The organism is Oerskovia paurometabola, assembly GCF_016907365.1.
In the GTDB taxonomy this organism is placed as follows: domain Bacteria; phylum Actinomycetota; class Actinomycetes; order Actinomycetales; family Cellulomonadaceae; genus Oerskovia; species Oerskovia paurometabola.
Genome location: NZ_JAFBBV010000001.1, coordinates 3473530 through 3491415, shown reverse-complemented (window position 1 = coordinate 3491415; position 17886 = coordinate 3473530). Strand labels below are relative to the sequence as shown.

General features: G+C 72.9%; 20 protein-coding genes. 12 read left to right on the top strand and 8 right to left on the bottom strand.

Annotated elements, in window-relative coordinates:
- Positions 1 to 17: 17 nt before the first annotated feature.
- Both JOD48_RS15640 and JOD48_RS15635 read right to left on the bottom strand, forming a co-directional pair.
- Positions 18 to 1193, bottom strand: coding sequence for a class I SAM-dependent methyltransferase (locus JOD48_RS15640; protein WP_204810634.1), 1176 nt, complete (start codon positions 1191 to 1193; stop codon positions 18 to 20).
- Positions 1194 to 1328: 135 nt separating this feature from the next.
- Positions 1329 to 2198, bottom strand: coding sequence for a LysR family transcriptional regulator ArgP (locus JOD48_RS15635; RefSeq protein ID WP_204809725.1), 870 nt, complete (start codon positions 2196 to 2198; stop codon positions 1329 to 1331).
- A 69-nt stretch (positions 2199 to 2267) separates the two neighbouring features.
- Here JOD48_RS15635 and JOD48_RS15630 point away from each other — a divergent pair, with 69 nt between their 5' ends.
- Positions 2268 to 2879 (top strand): LysE/ArgO family amino acid transporter, encoded by a 612-nt coding sequence (locus tag JOD48_RS15630; protein ID WP_204809724.1) that lies wholly within the window; start codon positions 2268 to 2270, stop codon positions 2877 to 2879.
- Between the two features lie 35 nt (positions 2880 to 2914).
- Positions 2915 to 3220 carry an Rdx family protein gene (locus JOD48_RS15625; protein ID WP_307824192.1) on the top strand — a complete coding sequence of 102 codons (306 nt, stop codon included), beginning with the start codon at positions 2915 to 2917 and terminating at the stop codon, positions 3218 to 3220.
- A 130-nt stretch (positions 3221 to 3350) separates the two neighbouring features.
- On the opposite strand, the gene JOD48_RS15620 is transcribed toward JOD48_RS15625, so the two are convergent.
- The gene (locus tag JOD48_RS15620) at positions 3351 to 3794 is read right to left on the bottom strand and encodes a DUF5997 family protein (protein WP_204809723.1); all 444 of its coding nucleotides are present in this window, start codon (positions 3792 to 3794) and stop codon (positions 3351 to 3353) included.
- A gap of 59 nt (positions 3795 to 3853) precedes the next feature.
- Between JOD48_RS15620 and JOD48_RS15615 the strand changes: the two genes are divergently transcribed.
- From JOD48_RS15615 to JOD48_RS15605, 3 genes are read left to right on the top strand one after another with little or no spacing between them, the layout of a single operon-like run.
- Positions 3854 to 4795 (top strand): LysR family substrate-binding domain-containing protein, encoded by a 942-nt coding sequence (locus JOD48_RS15615; RefSeq protein WP_204809722.1) that lies wholly within the window; start codon positions 3854 to 3856, stop codon positions 4793 to 4795.
- A gap of 46 nt (positions 4796 to 4841) precedes the next feature.
- A complete protein-coding gene (locus JOD48_RS15610; RefSeq protein ID WP_204809721.1) occupies positions 4842 to 5249 on the top strand; it encodes an ArsR/SmtB family transcription factor in 408 nt (135 codons plus the stop codon).
- Positions 5246 to 5881 (top strand): SRPBCC family protein, encoded by a 636-nt coding sequence (locus tag JOD48_RS15605; protein WP_204809720.1) that lies wholly within the window; start codon positions 5246 to 5248, stop codon positions 5879 to 5881. The genes JOD48_RS15610 and JOD48_RS15605 overlap by 4 nt, the downstream gene beginning before the upstream one ends.
- A 31-nt stretch (positions 5882 to 5912) precedes the next feature.
- Here JOD48_RS15605 and JOD48_RS15600 read toward each other — a convergent pair whose 3' ends face one another.
- Positions 5913 to 6698: a CPBP family intramembrane glutamic endopeptidase gene (locus JOD48_RS15600; protein ID WP_225227146.1), complete on the bottom strand. Its 786-nt coding sequence runs from the start codon at positions 6696 to 6698 to the stop codon at positions 5913 to 5915.
- 189 nt (positions 6699 to 6887) lie between these two features.
- On the opposite strand from JOD48_RS15600, the gene JOD48_RS15595 reads away from it, so the two are divergent.
- Both JOD48_RS15595 and JOD48_RS15590 read left to right on the top strand, forming a co-directional pair.
- On the top strand, positions 6888 to 7661 hold the full coding sequence (locus JOD48_RS15595; protein ID WP_204809719.1) for a phosphatase PAP2 family protein: 774 nt from the start codon (positions 6888 to 6890) through the stop codon (positions 7659 to 7661).
- Positions 7662 to 7899: 238 nt separating this feature from the next.
- A complete protein-coding gene (locus JOD48_RS15590; RefSeq protein ID WP_239527430.1) occupies positions 7900 to 8811 on the top strand; it encodes a glycoside hydrolase family 19 protein in 912 nt (303 codons plus the stop codon).
- Positions 8812 to 9034: 223 nt separating this feature from the next.
- Here the strand turns inward: JOD48_RS15590 and msrA are convergent, their stop codons facing one another.
- Positions 9035 to 9697 (bottom strand): peptide-methionine (S)-S-oxide reductase MsrA, encoded by a 663-nt coding sequence (gene msrA / locus JOD48_RS15585; RefSeq protein ID WP_138823262.1) that lies wholly within the window; start codon positions 9695 to 9697, stop codon positions 9035 to 9037.
- Between the two features lie 174 nt (positions 9698 to 9871).
- Here msrA and JOD48_RS15580 point away from each other — a divergent pair, with 174 nt between their 5' ends.
- The 3 genes from JOD48_RS15580 to ilvA are packed head-to-tail and all read left to right on the top strand — an operon-like array spanning position 9872 to position 13709.
- Positions 9872 to 11104, top strand: a complete 1233-nt coding sequence (locus JOD48_RS15580) for a cystathionine gamma-synthase (protein WP_204809718.1) — start codon at positions 9872 to 9874, stop codon at positions 11102 to 11104.
- Positions 11101 to 12492 (top strand): AI-2E family transporter, encoded by a 1392-nt coding sequence (locus JOD48_RS15575; RefSeq protein WP_307824191.1) that lies wholly within the window; start codon positions 11101 to 11103, stop codon positions 12490 to 12492. Before JOD48_RS15580 ends, JOD48_RS15575 begins: the two co-directional genes overlap by 4 nt.
- Positions 12493 to 12542: 50 nt before the next feature.
- Positions 12543 to 13709 (top strand): threonine ammonia-lyase, encoded by a 1167-nt coding sequence (gene ilvA / locus JOD48_RS15570; RefSeq protein ID WP_239528080.1) that lies wholly within the window; start codon positions 12543 to 12545, stop codon positions 13707 to 13709.
- A gap of 165 nt (positions 13710 to 13874) precedes the next feature.
- Here ilvA and JOD48_RS20220 read toward each other — a convergent pair whose 3' ends face one another.
- The 3 genes from JOD48_RS20220 to JOD48_RS15555 all read right to left on the bottom strand — a co-directional run bounded on the left by JOD48_RS20220 (position 13875) and on the right by JOD48_RS15555 (position 16446).
- Positions 13875 to 14858 (bottom strand): DUF559 domain-containing protein, encoded by a 984-nt coding sequence (locus JOD48_RS20220; protein WP_204809716.1) that lies wholly within the window; start codon positions 14856 to 14858, stop codon positions 13875 to 13877.
- 337 nt (positions 14859 to 15195) lie between these two features.
- The gene (greA, locus tag JOD48_RS15560; protein ID WP_191790938.1) at positions 15196 to 15678 is read right to left on the bottom strand and encodes a transcription elongation factor GreA; all 483 of its coding nucleotides are present in this window, start codon (positions 15676 to 15678) and stop codon (positions 15196 to 15198) included.
- A 276-nt stretch (positions 15679 to 15954) separates the two neighbouring features.
- The gene (locus JOD48_RS15555; RefSeq protein WP_204809715.1) at positions 15955 to 16446 is read right to left on the bottom strand and encodes a DUF4307 domain-containing protein; all 492 of its coding nucleotides are present in this window, start codon (positions 16444 to 16446) and stop codon (positions 15955 to 15957) included.
- Between the two features lie 166 nt (positions 16447 to 16612).
- Here JOD48_RS15555 and mca point away from each other — a divergent pair, with 166 nt between their 5' ends.
- Positions 16613 to 17482, top strand: a complete 870-nt coding sequence (mca, locus tag JOD48_RS15550) for a mycothiol conjugate amidase Mca (protein WP_191791079.1) — start codon at positions 16613 to 16615, stop codon at positions 17480 to 17482.
- The gene (locus JOD48_RS15545; RefSeq protein ID WP_204809714.1) at positions 17479 to 17886 is read left to right on the top strand and encodes a hypothetical protein; all 408 of its coding nucleotides are present in this window, start codon (positions 17479 to 17481) and stop codon (positions 17884 to 17886) included. The genes mca and JOD48_RS15545 overlap by 4 nt, the downstream gene beginning before the upstream one ends.

Genomic DNA, 17886 nt, shown 5'->3' with positions numbered 1-17886 from the left:
GCCGGGGCCCTGGGTTCTCAGCGGGCGACGCTGCGCGTCACCGTGAACCTCGGGTCCCGGCCCTCCTGCGTCGTGGGCCCGACCGCGCGCTCGAGCGCGGGCCGGTAGCGCAGGTGCGAGTTGTACACGGTCCACAGCTCGCCGCCGGGCCGCAGCACGCGGCCCGCGGTCGCGAACATGCGGTGCGCCGCGTCGGTGCTCAGGGCGGCGCCCTGGTGGAAGGGCGGGTTGCACAGCACGACGTCGGCGCTGCGGTCCGCGAGCGAGGACCCGACGTCGTCGCGCACCACCCGGACCCGCTCACCCACACCGGCTGCGATCGCCGTGGCACGGGCCGAGCGGACCGCCGCCTCGGACTGGTCGGTCGCGACGACCACGGCGTCCGGACGCGCACGGGCGAAGGACACGGCGAGGATGCCCGTGCCGCAGCCCAGGTCCACGGCCTCGCGCGCCCCCGGTGGGACCCGGTCCAGGAACCCCAGCAGGAAACGTGTCCCGAGGTCGAGGCTCGCACCTGCGAACGCCGCACCGTACGCGACGACGTCGAGGTCCAGCTCGGTCAGGTGCTCCGTGACCGGGTAGGTGAGGTCGACGCCGGGGCGGGGACCGCGGGCCACGAGCACGCGGGACTTCTGCCGTGCCAGGCTCGCCCGCACGTCCGTGAAGGACTCCGCCAGGACGTCGTTCATGGCCGTCGTCATGTGCTTGATCCGGCCCCCCGCGAGCAGGACCACGTCAGGGTCCGCGAAGCGCGCGACGTGCTCCGCGACGTCCCGCAGCGCCGCGAGCGAGCGCGGGAGCTGGAGCAGCACGACGCGCGCGCCGCGCAGCAGGTCCTCGCCCAGCGGCAGGTGCGTGAACGTGGCGTCCAGCCCCTGGAAGGCACGGCGTGCGGCCTCCCGGGCGTTCCGGTCGAGCGCGACCTCGCCCGTGACGGCGTCCTGGTGCACGCGGACGCCCGTCAGGCCATGTGCCACCGCGGCGCCCAGCGTCAGCGCCCCGAACCGGTCGTCGATCACGACGACCTCGCCCGTCCCGGCGGATGCGAGGGCGCTCGCGCCCTCGTCGAGCAGCAGGCGGTCGGTCGCGTCGACCGCGACGAGCGTCGGGTCGGGGTCACGCGTGGCGCCGTCGGTGCGGTGCTCGGGGCCGGGCTGCGCGTCGGGCGAGAAGCGCTCGAGCCCGGCGAGCAGGACGTCCCGGGCGGCGAGCGAAGGGTCGGCCGACGCGTCGGGGTAGGCGGCGTCGTCGGGCAGGGAGGCGTCGCTGGGGAGAGGGGGCACGGGACAAGTCTGCCCTGCGCGGGGGGCCCGGGTGGGGGCCCGAGGTCACCGCAGGTGGATGGCCGCCGCCTCACGGACGGCGGCGGCCACCCGGTCGAGCGTGGGGGAGTGCAGGCGCCACTGCTGCCAGTACTGCGGGACGGTCAGGCTCGCGGCGTCGTCGAACCCGACGAGACGCCCGGCGACCTCGGCGTCGTGGCTCTGGAGGTCGGGCAGCATGCCCCAGCCCATACCGAGCTCGACCGCGCGCAGGAACTCGTGCGAGGCCGGGACGTGGTGTCGGGGGCCTCCCGGGCGGCGACCCAGGTACCGGTCCTGGAGGTCGTCCTTGCGGTCGAAGACGAGCACGGGCGCGACGGCGAGGGCAGCCGTCGTGGGGCCGTCCGGGAACCACCGTTCGACGAACGCGGGGCTCGCCGTCGGGCGGTAGCGCATGCGGCCGAGGGGGGGCGAACGGCAGCCCGGCACGGCGGTCGGGACCGACGTGATCGCCGCGACGGCCGTCCCGTCGCGCAGCAGGTCGATCGAGTGGTCCTGGTCCTCGCGCAGGATCTCCAGCCGCGCCCACGCGGACGCCTCGGCGAGCACGGGCAGCGCCCACGTCGTCAGGGCGTCGCCCGTGATGACCAGCGTGAGCTCGGGGGTGCTGCCCGAGGTCAGGTCGAGCTCGGCCAGGACCTCGGCGTGCTGGAGCGCGAGGTGGCGCGCGTGCCGGACGAGCACCTCACCGGGCGCGGTGAGCGTCGCGGGCCGGCCCCGACGGACGAGCACCTGGCCCACGGCCGTCTCGAGCGCGCGCATGCGCTGGCTGACCGCCGAAGGGGTCACGCCGAGGTGCTGAGCGGCGGCGTCGAAGGTGCCCGTGGTCGCGATCGCGTCGAGCGCGCGGAGCTGGTCGGGCTGGAGGTCCACCATGAGCAGATCTTAAGGTTCGACAGAAACATTCGCTGTACTGAACACCAGGCCGTGCCTACCGTGGAGGACGTGCTCTCCTTCGCTCCTCTTCTCGCCGGCCTCGGCACCGGACTGTCCCTCATCGTCGCGATCGGCTCGCAGAACGCGTTCGTGCTGCGCCAGGGCCTCCGCCGCGAGCACGTCCTGCCCGTGGTGCTGGTGTGCGCGCTCTCCGACCTCGTGCTCATCGCGGCCGGGGTCGCGGGCCTGGGGGTGCTGGTCTCGCGCGCCCCCGTGCTGCTCGCGGTCGTGCGCTGGGGCGGGGCCCTGTTCCTGCTGGTCCTGGCGGTGCAGGCGGCCCGGCGCGCGGTGCGCCCCGCGACCCTCGAAGCGGCCGAGGGGGGCTTGCGGATGTCGGCGGGCGCCGCCGTCGGGACAGCCCTCGCCCTGACCTGGCTCAACCCGCACGTCTACCTCGACACGGTCCTGCTGCTCGGCTCGGTCGCGGCCGGGTACGGCCACGACGGGCGCTGGGTCTTCGGCGTCGGGGCGGGGATCGCGAGCATCGTGTGGTTCACGGCGCTCGGCTTCGGGGCGCGCGTGCTCGCACCCGTCTTCGCGCGACCCGTCGCGTGGCGCGTGCTCGACGGCGTGATCGCGCTCGTCATGGCCGTCCTCGCGGTGATGCTCGTGGTCGGGTGACGCGAGGTCGGCGCCGCCTCTGGCACGCTGGGCCCGTGGACGAACAGACCGACGTGACCCCGGCCCGCGTGACCGTCACCTACTGCACCCAGTGCAACTGGATGCTGCGTGCCGCCTGGCTCGCGCAGGAGCTCCTGACGACCTTCGGCACGAGGCTGACCGAGGTCGCCCTGGTGCCCGGCACGGGCGGGATCTTCCAGGTCCACGTGGGCGACGAGCTCGTGTGGGACCGCAAGGAGAAGAAGGGCTTCCCCGAGGTGCCGGTCCTCAAGCGGATCGTGCGTGACCGCGTCGCCCCCGGGCTCTCGCTCGGTCACACCGACCGTGTCGGTGGCGCCTAGCGTCGGCTGCGCGGGCGGCTTCGTCGGACGAGCTCTCGCGGGGTGCCCGGGCGCCACGGTGCGCCGGGGGAGCGCCGGGACGCCAGGTGGCCCGGCGGTTGCGTGGCGCCCCACCGGGCGCCACGCGGCGTCACTCGGCCGACGGCGCCTTCTGCTCGGCCTGCTCGGCCTCGCGGTTCGCACGGGCGACCTTCTTGGCCTTCTTGAGGTCGCGCGCCTTGATGCGCTCTTCCTCGGCGCGGACCTCTGCCTGGATCTCGCGCTCGCGCACGAGCCACGCCGGCGGGTCCTCGCGCAGCTCGTTGATCTGCTCGGTGGTCAGCGCTTCCTCGACGCCGCCGCGGGCGAGGCCCGCGATCGAGACGTTGAGGCGGCCGGCCACGACGGGGCGCGGGTGGGGACCGTTGCGGCGCAGGTCGACGAGCCACTCGGGCGGGTTGGTCTCGAGCTCCTCGAGCCGGCCGCGCGTGATGGTCCCCTCCTGGAACTCCGGGGGAGTGGCGGGAAGGTACACCCCGAGCTTCTTCGCCGCGGTCGCGGGCTTCATGGTCTGGGAGGAGTGCGGGGTGCTCATGGTCCCAGGGTATCGGTCCCGGCCCCGTTTCCTTGTCCTGGGGCGGCTAGGGTTGTGGGGTGGAAGAGACTGCGCGCAGCGCCGAGCACGACGCCGACCGACCGGCCGAGGACGTCACCGACGCGCAGACCCCCGGGTTCCGCCTCGCGTACGTCCCGGGCGTGACGCCCTCGAAGTGGGTGCGGACGTGGATCGACCGGGTCCCCGACGTGCGCCTGGAGGCGCTCGCCGTCCCGGCTTCGCAGGTGGAGGCCCTCCTGCACGACGGCGGAGCGGACGTCGCGATCCTGCGTCGCCCCGTGCGCAGCGAGGGGCTGAGCCACATCGCGATGTACACCGAGGTGCCGGTCGTCGTGGTCCCGCGCGACCACGTGTTCGCGGCCCTCGAGAGTGACGAAGCGCTCACCGTGGCGGACCTCGCGGACGAGGTCGTGCTGCACCCGCTCGACGACGTGCTGGGCTGGGCGGACCCTGCCGCGGGCTCGGCTGCCGACGACGAGGCGGCCCCTGTCCTGCCCGGCAAGCCTGCCCTGGAGCGCCCCGCGACGACGGCCGACGCGATCGAGCTCGTCGCGGCGGGGATCGGGCTGCTGGTCGTGCCGCAGTCCCTCGCACGCCTGCACCACCGCAAGGACCTGACGTACCGGACCCTCGACGGGGGACCCGAGGCGCCCGTCGCGCTCGGATGGGTGACCGAGGAGAAGTCGGACCTCGTCGAGGAGTTCATCGGGATCGTGCGCGGCCGCACGGCCAACAGCTCGCGCGGCGTCGCGGGCCCCACCCCTCCCGCGCCCGAGGCGAGCAGGAAGGCGGACGGGCGTTCGCCGTCGGGCGCCACGAGCGGCGGGAAGGCCGGGCAGGCCACGAAGGGGACGAGGACCGCGAGCGCGGCGCGCAGCGGCGCGAAGCAGGCACCCAAGGGCGGCAAGAAGTCGGGCAAGTCCGTCGCGAAGCGGCTCGGCAAGTCGCAGTCGATGAAGGGCCGCAAGAAGGGGCGCTAGTTCCTTCACTCTTGACTTATATAAGCCGCAGGTGAAAGATCGACGGATGGAAGCGTTCGACGTCCTCGGCGACCCCGTCCGGCGACGGATCCTCGAGCTGCTGTCCGGCGGCGAGACGTTCGCCGGAGACCTCGCAGCCGTGATCCGCGACGAGTTCGGGATCAGCCAGCCCGCAGTCTCCCAGCACCTGAAGGTCCTGCGCGAGAACGGCTTCGCGACCGTCCAGGCAGCCGGCACCCGCAGGCTCTACGCCCTGGACCCCGGCGCGCTCGACGAGGTCGACGACTGGCTCGACGACCTCCGGCGGTTCTGGGACCAGCGCCTCGACGCGCTGGGCACCGAGCTCGCCCGCGGGCGCCGCACCCGCCGTCGGGCCGCCTCGTCCCCGGACGTTTCCCGCACCGCCCCGGCCGCAGACCCGCGACCGGTCCCCGCGAAGGAGGCCACGAGATGACGTTCGACCTGAGCTCCGAGATCGACAAGGCCCGCCGCACCGTCGGCGGGCGCGACGACGCCCGCGTCGTGCTGCTGAGCCGCACCTACGACGCCCCGGTCGAGGACGTCTGGGACGCGTGCACCGACGCCGAGCGCATCGCCCGCTGGTTCCTGCCCGTGACCGGCGAGCTGCGCCTCGGAGGGCGCTACCAGCTCCAGGGCAACGCGGGCGGCGAGGTGCGCGAGTGCGAACCGCCGCACCGGTTCCTCGTGACCTGGGGCATGAGCGAGGACGACCGGAGCACGGTCGAGCTCCGCCTGGCGCCCGCCGACGGCGGGGCCACCGAGCTCACGCTCGAGCACGTCGCGGTCGTGCCGCCCGAGTTCTGGGACCAGTTCGGCCCCGGGGCCGTCGGCGTCGGCTGGGACCTCGCGCTCGTCGGGCTCGCCGCGCACCTCGCGGGCGTCGACCTGGGCGACCCGGCCACGCTCGAGACGAGCCCCGAGATGCGTGCGCTCCAGACCGCCAGCGCCCAGCTCTGGCGCGGCGCGCACGAGGCGTCGGGCGCGGACCCGTCGGCGGCCGAGGCCGCCGCCGCCGCGACCACCGCGTTCTACGTCCCGCCGCTCGACCAGGACGCGACACCCTGACCCGCGCTGGGCATGACCTCGGGCGGGCGCCTCAGCGCCCGCCCGTGACGAACACGTCGAACAGCTCCGGATGGTGCGCGTGCACCAGGACCGCGAACACGATCGCGTCGAACAGCAGGTGCACGCACACCACGTACGTGAGCGACTTGGTGCGCGCGAAGATCCAGCCCTGGACCAGCGCGAACGGGATCGTCAGGAGCGGCCCCCAGCTGCGGTAGCCCAGCTCCCACAGGAACGACACGAACACGGCGGCCTGCAGGAGGTTCGCAGGCCACAGCGCGAAGTGGCGGCGCAGCAGCGCGAACACGACGCACACGAAGAACAGCTCGTCCCAGATCCCCACGGCATTGACGCCTACGAACAGTCGCGCGATCTCCTGCGGCGTCTCGATCGCGGGCCAGTTCTGGTACGAGCCGGACCCGATGAAGTACGCGGGCAGGATCAGGTAGCCCGCGACGAGCACGACCAGCAGGTACACGATCTGGGTGCGGTTCCAGCGCCTGCCCGTGCGGACCGGGAACCGGATCGCGTCGTCGCGATAGACGTAGCGCGAGACGGCCCACGGGACCAGCACCGCGAGCGAGAGCACGACGGCGAAGCGCGCGATCCCGGCGTCGCTCAGGTCCGCCGCGAGCGGGATGGTGCTGATGATGCCCATGCCGAGCGCGATCAGCAGCAGGTCGCGCCCGAGCCGCCGGTCGACCAGGAGCCCCAGCAGGACACCGCCGACGAGCGGCACGTACCCGAGCGGTCGGACGTGCACCGCGAACAGCAGGACCGCCGAACCGCACACCAGCGCCGCGGCCAGCAGGCGCAGGGTGGTCGTGCGGGCGGGCGCGCGGGGGGCGTCGGGCGTCGCGGCGGTGCGGGCGTCGGTCACGCGCCCCACCCTGCCACGGGGACGGACGTGAAGGCGGGGTGTGGGCCGCGAGGGGGACGCCGGGAGGTGTCGGGGTCCGACCGCGGTCTGATGTTCATCGGCCGTTCACCTCCGTACCATTCCGGGGTGAAGTCCCCCAGATCGTCCCTGCTCCTGGCCCTGCTCTGGCTGCTCGCGGCCGCCGTCGTCGTGCCGGCCCTGCTGCTCCTGCGCGGGCCCAGCACCGAGCTCTACCTCGCCGTGACGGCCCGGACCGCGGACCTTCCCGGGGTCGAGCTGGTCGCCGAGGCCGGCGTGATCGTGCTCGCGCTGCTGTGGCTGCTCGCGGCCTGGCAGGCGCGCGGGGCGGGGCTCGTCGCGGTCGCGACGGCGCTCGTCGGAGGTGCCGGGGCCGTGGTCGCGTACGCGACGTCCGAGGTCGCCAAGACGATCGTCCAGCAGCCCCGCGGGTGCTGGGACCTCATCGAGATCGCGCACTGTCCTGCCGCGGGGGACTGGTCGTTCCCGAGCAACCACACGACCATCGCGTTCGCGCTCGCGACGTCCGTGGTGCTCACGGCGCTCGCCACGGGCCGCCCGCGGGACTCGCTCGGCACGACGACGGCGCTCCGGTTCCCGCATGCCCGTCGCCTCCCGCCGCACCGGGTCATGGTCGTCGCGCCCGTGGTCCTCGCGGTCGTCACGGGGGCGGCGCGTCTGGTGCAGGGGGTCCACTTCCCGCACGACGTCGTCGCCGGTGCGACGGTCGGGGTGTGCGTCGTCGTGGCGCTCGTCCTGGCGCTGCGCGGGCCGGCTGCCGCAGGGCTGGCGGTGCTGTGCCGCAACGAGGCCCTGGGCCGGTTGCTGCTCGCGCCGGAGGTGCGGGCAGGGGCGGACGAGCGGGCCCTGGCCCACCGCTGAGGGTGACTCACCCCCGAAGGGGGCGCAGGCACCTGCCGACGGAGCCACCCTCGGCGGACCCGCGTCGCCGCGGAGTGCCCGGACGTGCACGGGCACTGCGCGAGCAGGCAGTTTGTTCGAGTTGCTGACATTTGTGCGCATCGCTACTTTGTCACCCGCGGCGCCAGCCGTTCACAAGGATTGTTCAACGATGAGCAAAATGGGGGCTCACATGTTTGGCAAGAGAACTGTCTCCGGCATGCGCCGTGGAGCCGCGATGATCGCGGCCGGGCTCGTGGGCGCGGTCGTCGCGACCGCAGCCGCCGTGCCGGCGAGCGCCGTCGCGCTGCCCGCCGCAGCACCGCTCACGGTCGCCACCGCAGCGCCCGCGAACCCGTGCGCCGCGACGTGGAGCGAGACCAGCTCGTACCAGGGCGGGGCCACGGTCTCCCACCACGGCCGCAACTTCACGGCGAAGTGGTGGACGCAGCGCGAGAACCCCGGCGCCACGACCGTCTGGGCGGACAAGGGTGCCTGTCAGGGGGGAACGTCCGACTTCGTGATCAGCGAGGCCGAGTTCGACGCGATCTTCCCGAAGCGCAACGCGTTCTACACCTACCAGGGCCTCGTCGACGCCCTGGCGGCGTACCCGAGGTTCGCCAACACGGGCACCGAGACGACCCGGACCCAGGAGGCGGCGGCGTTCCTGACGCACGCCGACTTCGAGTCGGTCGGCCTGCGGTACGTCAAGGAGATCAACGAGGCGAACTACTGGATCAAGTGCGACTACTCGCAGCCGTTCGGCTGCCCGGCCGGGCAGAAGGCCTACTACGGCCGTGGTCCGATCATGTTCAGCTGGAACTTCAACTACAAGGCGGCCGGTGACGCGCTCGGCATCGACCTGCTCAACAACCCGTGGCTCGTCGAGCAGGACCCGTCGATCGCCTGGCAGACGGCCCTCTGGTATTGGAACACGCAGAACGGTCCGGGCGTCATGACGTCGCACGAGGCGATGATCGGTAGCGCAGGGTTCGGCCAGACGATCAACTCGCTCAACGGGGCGCTCGAGTGCAACGGCGGCAACCCGGCGTCGGTCCAGAGCCGGGTCGACCGCTATCAGAAGATCACGGCGATCCTGGGCGTCGCGCCGGGCTCGGGCCTGACGTGCTGACCCGCTGACCCGCTGACGGGGGCCTCGCGCCTCGTCTGCGGAGCGCCGACCCGCCGAGAAGTGAGTAGGTGCCCCTGATCCGGCCGGATCAGGGGCACCTACTCACTTCTCGGCGGGGCCGCTCAGCCTGGCGGGGCCGCTCAGCCTGGCGGGGCCGCTCAGCCTGGCGGGGCCGCTCAGCCTGGCGGGGCCGCTCAGCCTGGCGGGGCCGCTCAGGCCAGCGTCACGCCGCGTCGGGGAACGGGATGCCCGTCGTCGCGTGGCAGCGGTACCCGTTGGGGTTCTTGTCGAGGTACTGCTGGTGGTAGTCCTCGGCGTAGTAGAACGTGCGGCCCTCGGCCGGCGCGACCTCGGTGGTGATGGGGTCGAGCCCGCGTGCGGTCAGGACCTTCTGGTACCGCTCCTCGGTCTCGCGGACCGCGGCCTCCTGCTCGGGCGTCGTCCAGTAGACCGCCGAGCGGTACTGGGTGCCGACGTCGTTGCCCTGCCGGTAGCCCTGCGTGGGGTCGTGGCGCTCCCAGAAGATCTTGAGCAGCTCCTCCTCGCTCACGACCGACGGGTCGTACGCGACGAGCGCGGTCTCGGTGTGCCCGGTCCGCGCGGTGCAGACCTCCTCGTACGTGGGGTTGGGGGTGGTGCCGCCCATGTAGCCGACGGCGGTCGAGATCACTCCCGGCACCTGCCAGAAGATCTCCTCGGCCCCCCAGAAACAGCCCATCGCGAGGTACAGCACGCGGGTCCCCTCGGGCCAGGGCCCGGTGATCGACGTCCCGAGCACGGTGTGCGGGCGGGCGGTGGGGAGCACGGGCTGGTCCCGCCCGGCGAGCGCTTTCTCGGGCGCGACCATCTGGGTCTTCATCGAGGACCCGAACAACGACTCGAACATCTTTACCTCCACCTGTAGCCGACACCTGGGCAACACCTCGCCGTCGTCGCCTGTTCCCCGGGCGCCCCAGGAACCGTCCCCTCCCGACGGTCCGCGCGAAATGTCCACATCCGCTCTGCGAGAACCGTCGTGTTCCGCAGGAACGCGCGGCCCGTGGGCACGTAGGCTCACAGGATGAGCAGCGCGAGCACTCCCTCCCACCCTGACTGGTCGAGCACCGGCTTCGCGACCCGCGCCATCCACGCGGGACAGGACCCGGACGCGACGACGGGGGCCGTCGTGCCCCCGATCTACCAGGTCTCCACCTACAAGCAGGACGGCGTCGGCGGTCTGCGCGGGGGGTACGAGTACTCCCGGTCCGCGAACCCCACCCGTACCGCGCTCGAGGAGGCGCTCGGCGCCGTCGAGACGCCCGCGGGCGCCGAGCCGGCGCGCGGGTTCGCGTTCTCATCGGGCCTCGCGGCGGAGGACACGCTCCTGCGGGCGACGCTGCGCCCGGGCGACCACGTCCTGGTGCCCGACGACGCGTACGGCGGCACGTACCGCCTGGTCGCACGGGTCTTCGGTCCGTGGGGCATCGAGCACACGGCCGTGGACCTGACGGACCTCGACGCAGTGCGGGCCGCGGTCCAGCCCGGCCGCACGAAGGTCCTGTGGGTCGAGACGCCCACCAACCCGCTGCTGGGCGTGAGCGACATCGCCGCCCTCGCGCAGGTCGCGCACGAGCACGGCGCGACGCTCGTGGTCGACAACACGTTCGCGACGCCCTACCTCCAGCAGCCGATCGGCCTGGGCGCCGACGTCGTCGTGCACTCGACGACCAAGTACATCGGCGGGCACAGCGACGTCGTCGGGGGAGCGCTCGTCGTGGCCGACGGCGCCGAGCTCCCGGGGGACCTCGTGTCACCTGCGGGGACGCGGGGCCTGGCCGACGCCGTCGGGTTCCACCAGAACTCCTCGGGCGCGGTCGCCGGGCCGTTCGACGCGTGGCTCACGCTGCGCGGTCTCAAGACGCTCGCGGTGCGCATGGACCGGCACTCTGCCAACGCGGCCGCGGTCGCGGAGTTCCTCGCGTCGCACCCCGCGGTGACGGAGGTCGTCTACCCCGGCCTCGCGTCGCACCCCGGCCACGAGCTCGCCACGCGGCAGATGCGCGGCTTCGGGGGCATGGTGTCCTTCCGCGTGGGGAGCGAGGAGAAGGCGCTCGCGGTCTGCGCCCGGACCCAGGTGTTCACCCTCGCGGAGTCCCTCGGCGGGGTCGAGTCGTTGATCGAGCACCCGGGGCGCATGACGCACGCGTCGGTCGCGGGCTCGGCGCTCGAGGTACCTGACGACCTCGTGCGGCTGTCGGTCGGCATCGAGGACGCGGCGGACCTGATCGCGGACCTCACGCGGGCTCTCGCGTGAGCGCGGCTGCGCGCAAGGGCCGCGCCGCGGGCGTACCTGCCGACGCCCCGCGCCCGACGACGTCGCCCACCTCGGCAGGAGCGGTCGCCACCGCCGGGGCCGGGAAGGCCGCGGTCGGCGCAGGCCTGCGTGATGGCACGCCGCACGGTGCCGCTGCGGTGCCGCCGTCGATCCAGACCGCAGCGGCCTGGTCGTGGCGCCTGCTCCTGATCGGGGCGCTCGTCACGGCGAGCCTGTACGTCACGGGGCTGTTCAAGGTCATCGTCGTTCCGGTCGCGATCGCGCTGCTGCTCACGGTCCTGCTCACGCCGGTGCGTCGGTTCCTGGAGAAGCACCTGCGGTTCTCGCGCGGGCTGTCGTCGATCTCGGCGCTGCTCGGGCTCCTCCTGGTCGTCGGCGGCCTCGTCACGGTCGCGGGCAGCACGATCGTGAGCGGGATCTCGGAGCTGCGGGAGCAGGCGATCGACGGCTTCAACGAGTTCATGGACTGGCTGCAGGCGGGGCCGTTCGGGATCGGCGTGGAGCAGGTCGACGGCTACCTCAAGGAGCTCGAGAAGTTCATCAGCTCGAGCCAGGACAGCATCGTGTCCGGGGCGCTGGGCGCGGCGACGACCGTGGGCCACGTGGCCGCGGGCGCCGTGATCGCGCTGTTCTGCACGTTCTTCTTCCTGCTCGACGGCCGGACGATCTGGTCCTGGTGCGTGGGCCTGTTCCCGGCGCGTTCGCGTGACGCGATCCACCAGGCGGGGCGTCGCGGCATCGTCACGCTGTCCGCCTACACGCGCACCCAGATCCTCGTGGCGCTCGTCGACGCGGTCGGTATCGGTGTCGGTGCGGCGTTCTTCGTGCCGTCGCTCGCGCTGCCCCTGGGCATCCTGGTGTTCGTGGGCTCGTTCATCCCGATCGTGGGTGCCGTCGTCACGGGCGCGGTCGCGGTGCTCGTCGTGCTCGTCGCGAACGGGTGGGTCGCGGCGCTCATCATGCTGGGCATCGTGCTCGCGGTCCAGCAGATCGAGAGCCACGCGCTCCAGCCGTTCCTCATGGGGCACGCGGTCTCGCTGCACCCCGTCGCGGTGCTGCTCGTGGTCGCGGCCGGAGGGTTCGCCGCCGGGATCGTCGGCGCCCTGTTCGCGGTGCCGCTCGCGGCCCTGATCAACACCGTGGTCCTGTACCTCAACGGGCACGACAAGTTCCCCGACCTCGGCACCGACGACACCCTCGTGATACGCGGCAAGCCCGTGCTGCCGGTCATGGTCCGGCGTGCCGAGGACGACCTCGCCGACGACGAGAAGGTGCCCGCCTCGGCGCGCACCACCGGGCGCAGGGCCACGCGCCGTGGGGGAGCGCCGTCGTCGGGCAGCGCGGCGAGCACGGGCGAGGACGCGTGACCCTCCCTCAGCCCGCCGTGACGCTCGACAGCATCCGCGACGCCGCCCACATGCTCGACGGCGTCGCGTACCGCACCCCCGTCCAGACGAGCCGCGCGATCAGCCAGGTCGCGGGCGTGCCCGTGGTGCTCAAGTGCGAGAACCTCCAGCGCGCGGGGTCGTTCAAGATCCGGGGGGCGTACATCCGCATGGCCCGGCTCTCGGCCGAGGAGAAGGCGCGGGGCGTCGTCGCGGCGAGCGCCGGGAACCACGCGCAGGGCGTCGCGTTCGCGGCGGGTCTGCTCGGTATCCAGGCCGTCGTCTACATGCCGGTCGACGCCGCGCTGCCCAAGGTCGCCGCCACGCGCGAGTACGGGGCCGAGGTGCGCCTGGTGGGTGTCGACGTCGACGAGACCCTCGCTGCCGCCAAGGCCGAGGCCGAGCGCACGGGGGCGGTGTTCATCCACCCGTTCGACCACCCCGACGTCGTCGCGGGCCAGGGCACCATCGCGCTCGAGATCCTCGAGCAGGTGCCCGACGTCCGCACCGTCGTCATGCCGCTCGGCGGTGGCGGGCTGGTCGCGGGGGTCGCGGCGGCCCTGGCCGGGGTCGCGCCGCACGTCAAGGTCGTGGGGGTCCAGGCCGCGCGTGCGGCCGCGTACCCGGGCTCGCTCGCCGCAGGAGTCCCGACGACGTCGCTCGCCCGCTCGACCATGGCCGACGGCATCGCGGTGGGCACCCCGGGCCCCGTGCCGTTCTCGATCGTGTCCGAGCTGGGCGCCGAGGTGCGGACCGTGACCGAGGACGAGCTGTCCCGTGCGCTGCTGATGATCACCGAGCGGGCCAAGCTCGTCGTCGAGCCTGCGGGGGCAGCGGGCGTCGCGGCGCTGCTCGCGGACCCGAGCGGGCTCGACGGCCCGGTGGTCGCGATCCTGTCCGGGGGGAACATCGACCCCCTGGTCCTGCTGCGCGTGCTGCGCCACGGGCTCGCGGCCGCGGGGCGGTACATGCAGATGCAGGTCCTGCTCGACGACCGCCCCGGGGCGCTGGCCCAGATGCTCGACGTGATCGCAGGCGTCGGCGGCTCGATCATGCACATCGACCACGACCGCACCGACGTGCACCTGGCGATCGGCGAGGCGTGGGTGCGCATGCAGGTCGAGACGAAGGGCCAGGAGCACTGCGAGGCGCTCGTCGCGCAGCTCCGGGGTGCGGGGTACCGGGTCCTGACGGGCTGACGGGCTGCCGCTCGGCGGGCCCGCCGTCCACCGTCTCGACGAGCTGTCGTCGAGGTGAGGCCAACTGGGGTTCGAGCACCGTCTCGACCCCGGTTGGCCTCATCTCGGCGTGCTCGGACACTGGACAGGAGGCGACGGCTGCCGGAGTGCGCGGTCGTCGGGCAATCAGTGCCGGGCAACGACGATGCGGGGGCGCACCGAGGTGTCAGGTGCGTCCGTGAGACGGCGCGGGTCCACCCCCTGGTCCCCGAACGCGGTGAGCAGCCGTCCACAGGTTGCTTCCCATGCTGTCAGCACGTCCTGGGAGTAGAGCACGATCACCCGCCACCCCAGCCGCTCCATGTTCTCCCGTCGTGCGACGTCGCTGCGCATCTGGTGCTGGGACGAGTAGTGGTGAGCGCCGTCGTACTCGATCGCGATGCGTGCCTGGGGCCAGCACATGTCCGGTCGCGCGACCCACTGGTCCTCCGCGAACAGGTCAGCGCCGACCACCGGGCACGGAAATCCCGACCGGACAAGCAGGAGCCGGACTCGCGTCTCCATGCGAGAGTCGACGAAAGCCCGTGCGGCGGCGAGCGCGGTGCGCAGAGCCCGTGTGCCCCGTCCGCCGACGAACCATGCCAGTGCACGCTCCAGCTCGAGCCGCGAGGTGGCCGGGTGACGCAGGGACAGGACCGCGTCGGTCAGGACGACGAGGTCCTCGGCGGTCAGGACGGCCCTTGCTCCGGTACCCGTCGCGCTCCCCAGGTCCAACCAGGTGCGGGCAGGGATGGTGACCGGGAGCTGGCGGTACTGGAACACGTGCCGAAGAAGCGCCCCGGAGTGCCCGACGAGCAGTGACGCCTCCCGGGCGCGGACCCCGTGGGTGCTGGAGACGTGCAGCCTTTCGAGCGGTCGATGGTCGGCCGGCAGGGGAAGCCCGAGGAGTGCGGCGGCCGTGAGGTGAGAGAACGTGTCGCCGGGCCGGAACGTCAGGGCGACGGCCCGGCAGAGCGCCTCGAGGTCGTGAGCTGATGCGGCCGCCATGCGGACCCCACGTACCGGCGCGTGCAGCACCGGACTACGGAGCTGGTCCGCCGTGCTGCCTGCCGCGAGGGCGTCGGCCACACGAAACGGGGTGGGTGGGAGCGGGACGAGGGCGCTGGGCACGAGGTGAGGGTCGCAGATCCGTGCGTCCCCGTGGGGCCCTGGGGTGGTACCTGTGGACGACGGACGCCCAGGTGTCTCCTGGGTGTCGTTGCGACGCCAGCGAGAGGCGGCCATCTGGGGTCGATCCGCCCGCAGGACCCCAGTTGACCGCATCTCGCCGATTGGCATCAGCAGGCGGCTGCCGAGCAGGTGGGTGGGACCGGCCCCCGGGCCTGCGGGCGCACCCGGACGCACGCAGGCCCGGGAACCCTGAGGTTCCCGGGCCTGCGTGCGTCCGACGCGTGTTCCCCGTGCGGAGCGGCCACCGTCGGTGGTGGCCCGGTGCGTCAGCGGTGGGTCACGCCTCGAACGGCTTGGCCGCGAGGATCTCCACCTGGATCTGGTTCCCGTTGGGGGCGGCGTACGAGACCTTGTCGCCGATCGAGGTGCCGTTGATGGCCTCGCCGAGCGGGGACGTCGGGGAGTAGACGCGGATGTCCGTGCCGCCCGCGATCTCGCGCGAGCCGAGCAGGAACGACATCTCCTCGCCGGCCACGAGCGCGGTGACGACCATGCCGGGCTCGACCTTGCCGTCGTCCGGCGGCGTGCCGATCTGCACGTTGCGGAGCTTCGCGGTCAGCTCGCGGATGCGCGCCTCGTTCTTGGCCTGCTCCTCGCGGGCGGCGTGGTAGCCGCCGTTCTCCTTGAGGTCACCCTCGTCGCGGGCGGCAGCGATGCGCTCGGCGATGTCGGTGCGGCCGGCACCGGACAGGTGAGCCAACTCGGCCTGAAGCCTGTCGTGTGCCTCCTGGGTCAGCCAGGTGACGCTGGTCTCGGTCACGGTTCGCTCCTTCCTTTCCTTGCGTTCCTGCGGTCGACGTCGGTGGACGTGACCGCACAGGGTGAGGCAGTGGGTGCGGGTGAGAGCGACTCCGCTGCCTGCCCGGGGTGGTGACGTCGGCCGGTCGCCGACGCCGCGTGGCGGGTTTCGCTGGACCTGATGCTTCTGGGGCAGCGTGAATCCCTCAGGATACCAAATGTCCGCTGCATCACACCGCTCCTCACCCCTGGGGCTGCCCCGGACGAGCCCGGGGGAGCCGCAGCGTGCGTCGCCCCGTCAGGGTAGTGCGCGGCAGCTCTCGACGATGCCGGTCGTGGCGAGCTCGGACGTCGCGACGCTCACGGTGTAGCGCCCCTCGAGCTGGTCGCTCGGGCCGACGACGACGTCGACCGTCCCGACCTGCGCGTAGCTCTCGGCGAGTGCGTCGATCGTGCACTCGGCCTGGGTGCCGGGCTTCATCGAGACCTGGAACGTCACGTCGATCTGCTCGGAGCTGACGACCTTGAACCCGAAGTCGTCGTAGCGCACGGGCGTCGAGGCCTGCCCGAGCCCGATCCAGACCGTGATCGCGACGCCGACGACCGCTGCGGCGACGATGCCCGCGATCGTGAGGCGACGGCGGGCGGGCGTCGGCGCGGGTCCGTAGCGGCCCGCGGGCGGCTGCGGTGCGGGGGTCTGCGGCGCGAGCCCGATCGGGTTCTCGTGCTCGTCGAGCGCGTCAGGGCCGACCTGCGGGGTTGTTCCCGACGGGGGAGTGCTGTTCGTCATGGTGAATCGAGGTCCAGGGGTTGGGTGGACTACCTGCTCATGAGACATCATTGTCTCTGAACTTCTTCGCCCCGGAGTACCCCCTGGAGGACCTGTGACCGAATCGACGGCGCGCCCGCGTACTGCATCGGCGGCCGGGACGGTCGACGGCGCACCGCTGCGCCTCATGGCCGTCCACGCGCACCCTGACGACGAGTCGAGCAAGGGCGCCGCGACGTCGGCCCGCTACGCCGCGGAGGGCGTCGAGGTGCTCGTCGTGAGCTGCACGGGCGGTGAGCGCGGCGACGTGCTCAACCCGAGCTTCGGTGAGGTTCCCTCGACCCCCGAGGGCATGGCCGAGCTGCGCCGCGCGGAGATGGCGGCGGCGGCCAGGGCGCTCGGTGTGAGCCACCGCTGGCTGGGGTTCGTCGACTCGGGGCTGCCGGAGGGCGACCCGCTGCCTCCGCTGCCGGAGGGCTGCTTCGCGCTCGTCCCGCTCGAGGAGGCGGCGGCGCCGCTCGTCGAGCTGGTGCGTGAGTTCCGCCCGCACGTCATCACGACGTACGACCCGAGCGGCGGCTACCCGCACCCGGACCACATCATGTGCCACAAGGTCGCGTTCGAGGCGTTCCACGCCGCGGGCGACCCGGAGCGCTACCAGGTCGAGGGCGGCGCGCCCGTGTGGGAGCCGCTCAAGCTGTACTACAACCACGACTTCTCGATGAACCGCATCCGCACGATCCACGAGGCCGTCGTGGACGCCGGTCTCGAGTCGCCGTTCAGCGACTGGGTCGAGTCGCGGGCGGCGCGCGAGATCCCCGAGCGCGAGGTCACGACGCGCGTCGAGGTCGCCCCGTACTTCCCGCAGCGCGACGCGGCGCTCATCGCGCACGCGACGCAGATCGACCCGGACGGCTTCTTCTTCGCGATCCCGCGGGACCTCGAGGTCGCGGTGTGGCCGATCGAGGAGTTCGAGCTCGCCGAGTCACGCGTCCCGACCACGCTTCCGGAGGACGACCTGTTCGCCGGTATCCGCACCGAGGAAGGCCACGCATGAGCCCGACGCCGCAGCTCACGGTCGACCTGTCGTCCCACCTCGCGGGAGGGCCCGGTTGGGCCGCCGGCGTGACGGCCGAGACGACACCGTCCCCTGCTCCGACGGGTGGTGAGCTGCGCCCGGGCCTCGAGCCGACCGACGTCTCTCCCGGCCTGCCGGGGTTCCTCACGATCTTCGCGGTCGCGCTCGCGTGCGTCGCGCTGTTCCTGTCGATGAACAAGCAGCTCCGCAAGGTCCGTCACGACGAGCGGTCGGCCCACCCCGGCGGCGGAGCGGGGGGCTCGTCGGACGGCGGCCCCTCGGACCGCGGCTCGCGCTCCAACGACGGCCCGAGCGACGGCTCGAGCGACAGCTCGAGCGACTCGAGCAGCTCGGGCGGCGACTCCGGCGGCGGCGGCGACTGA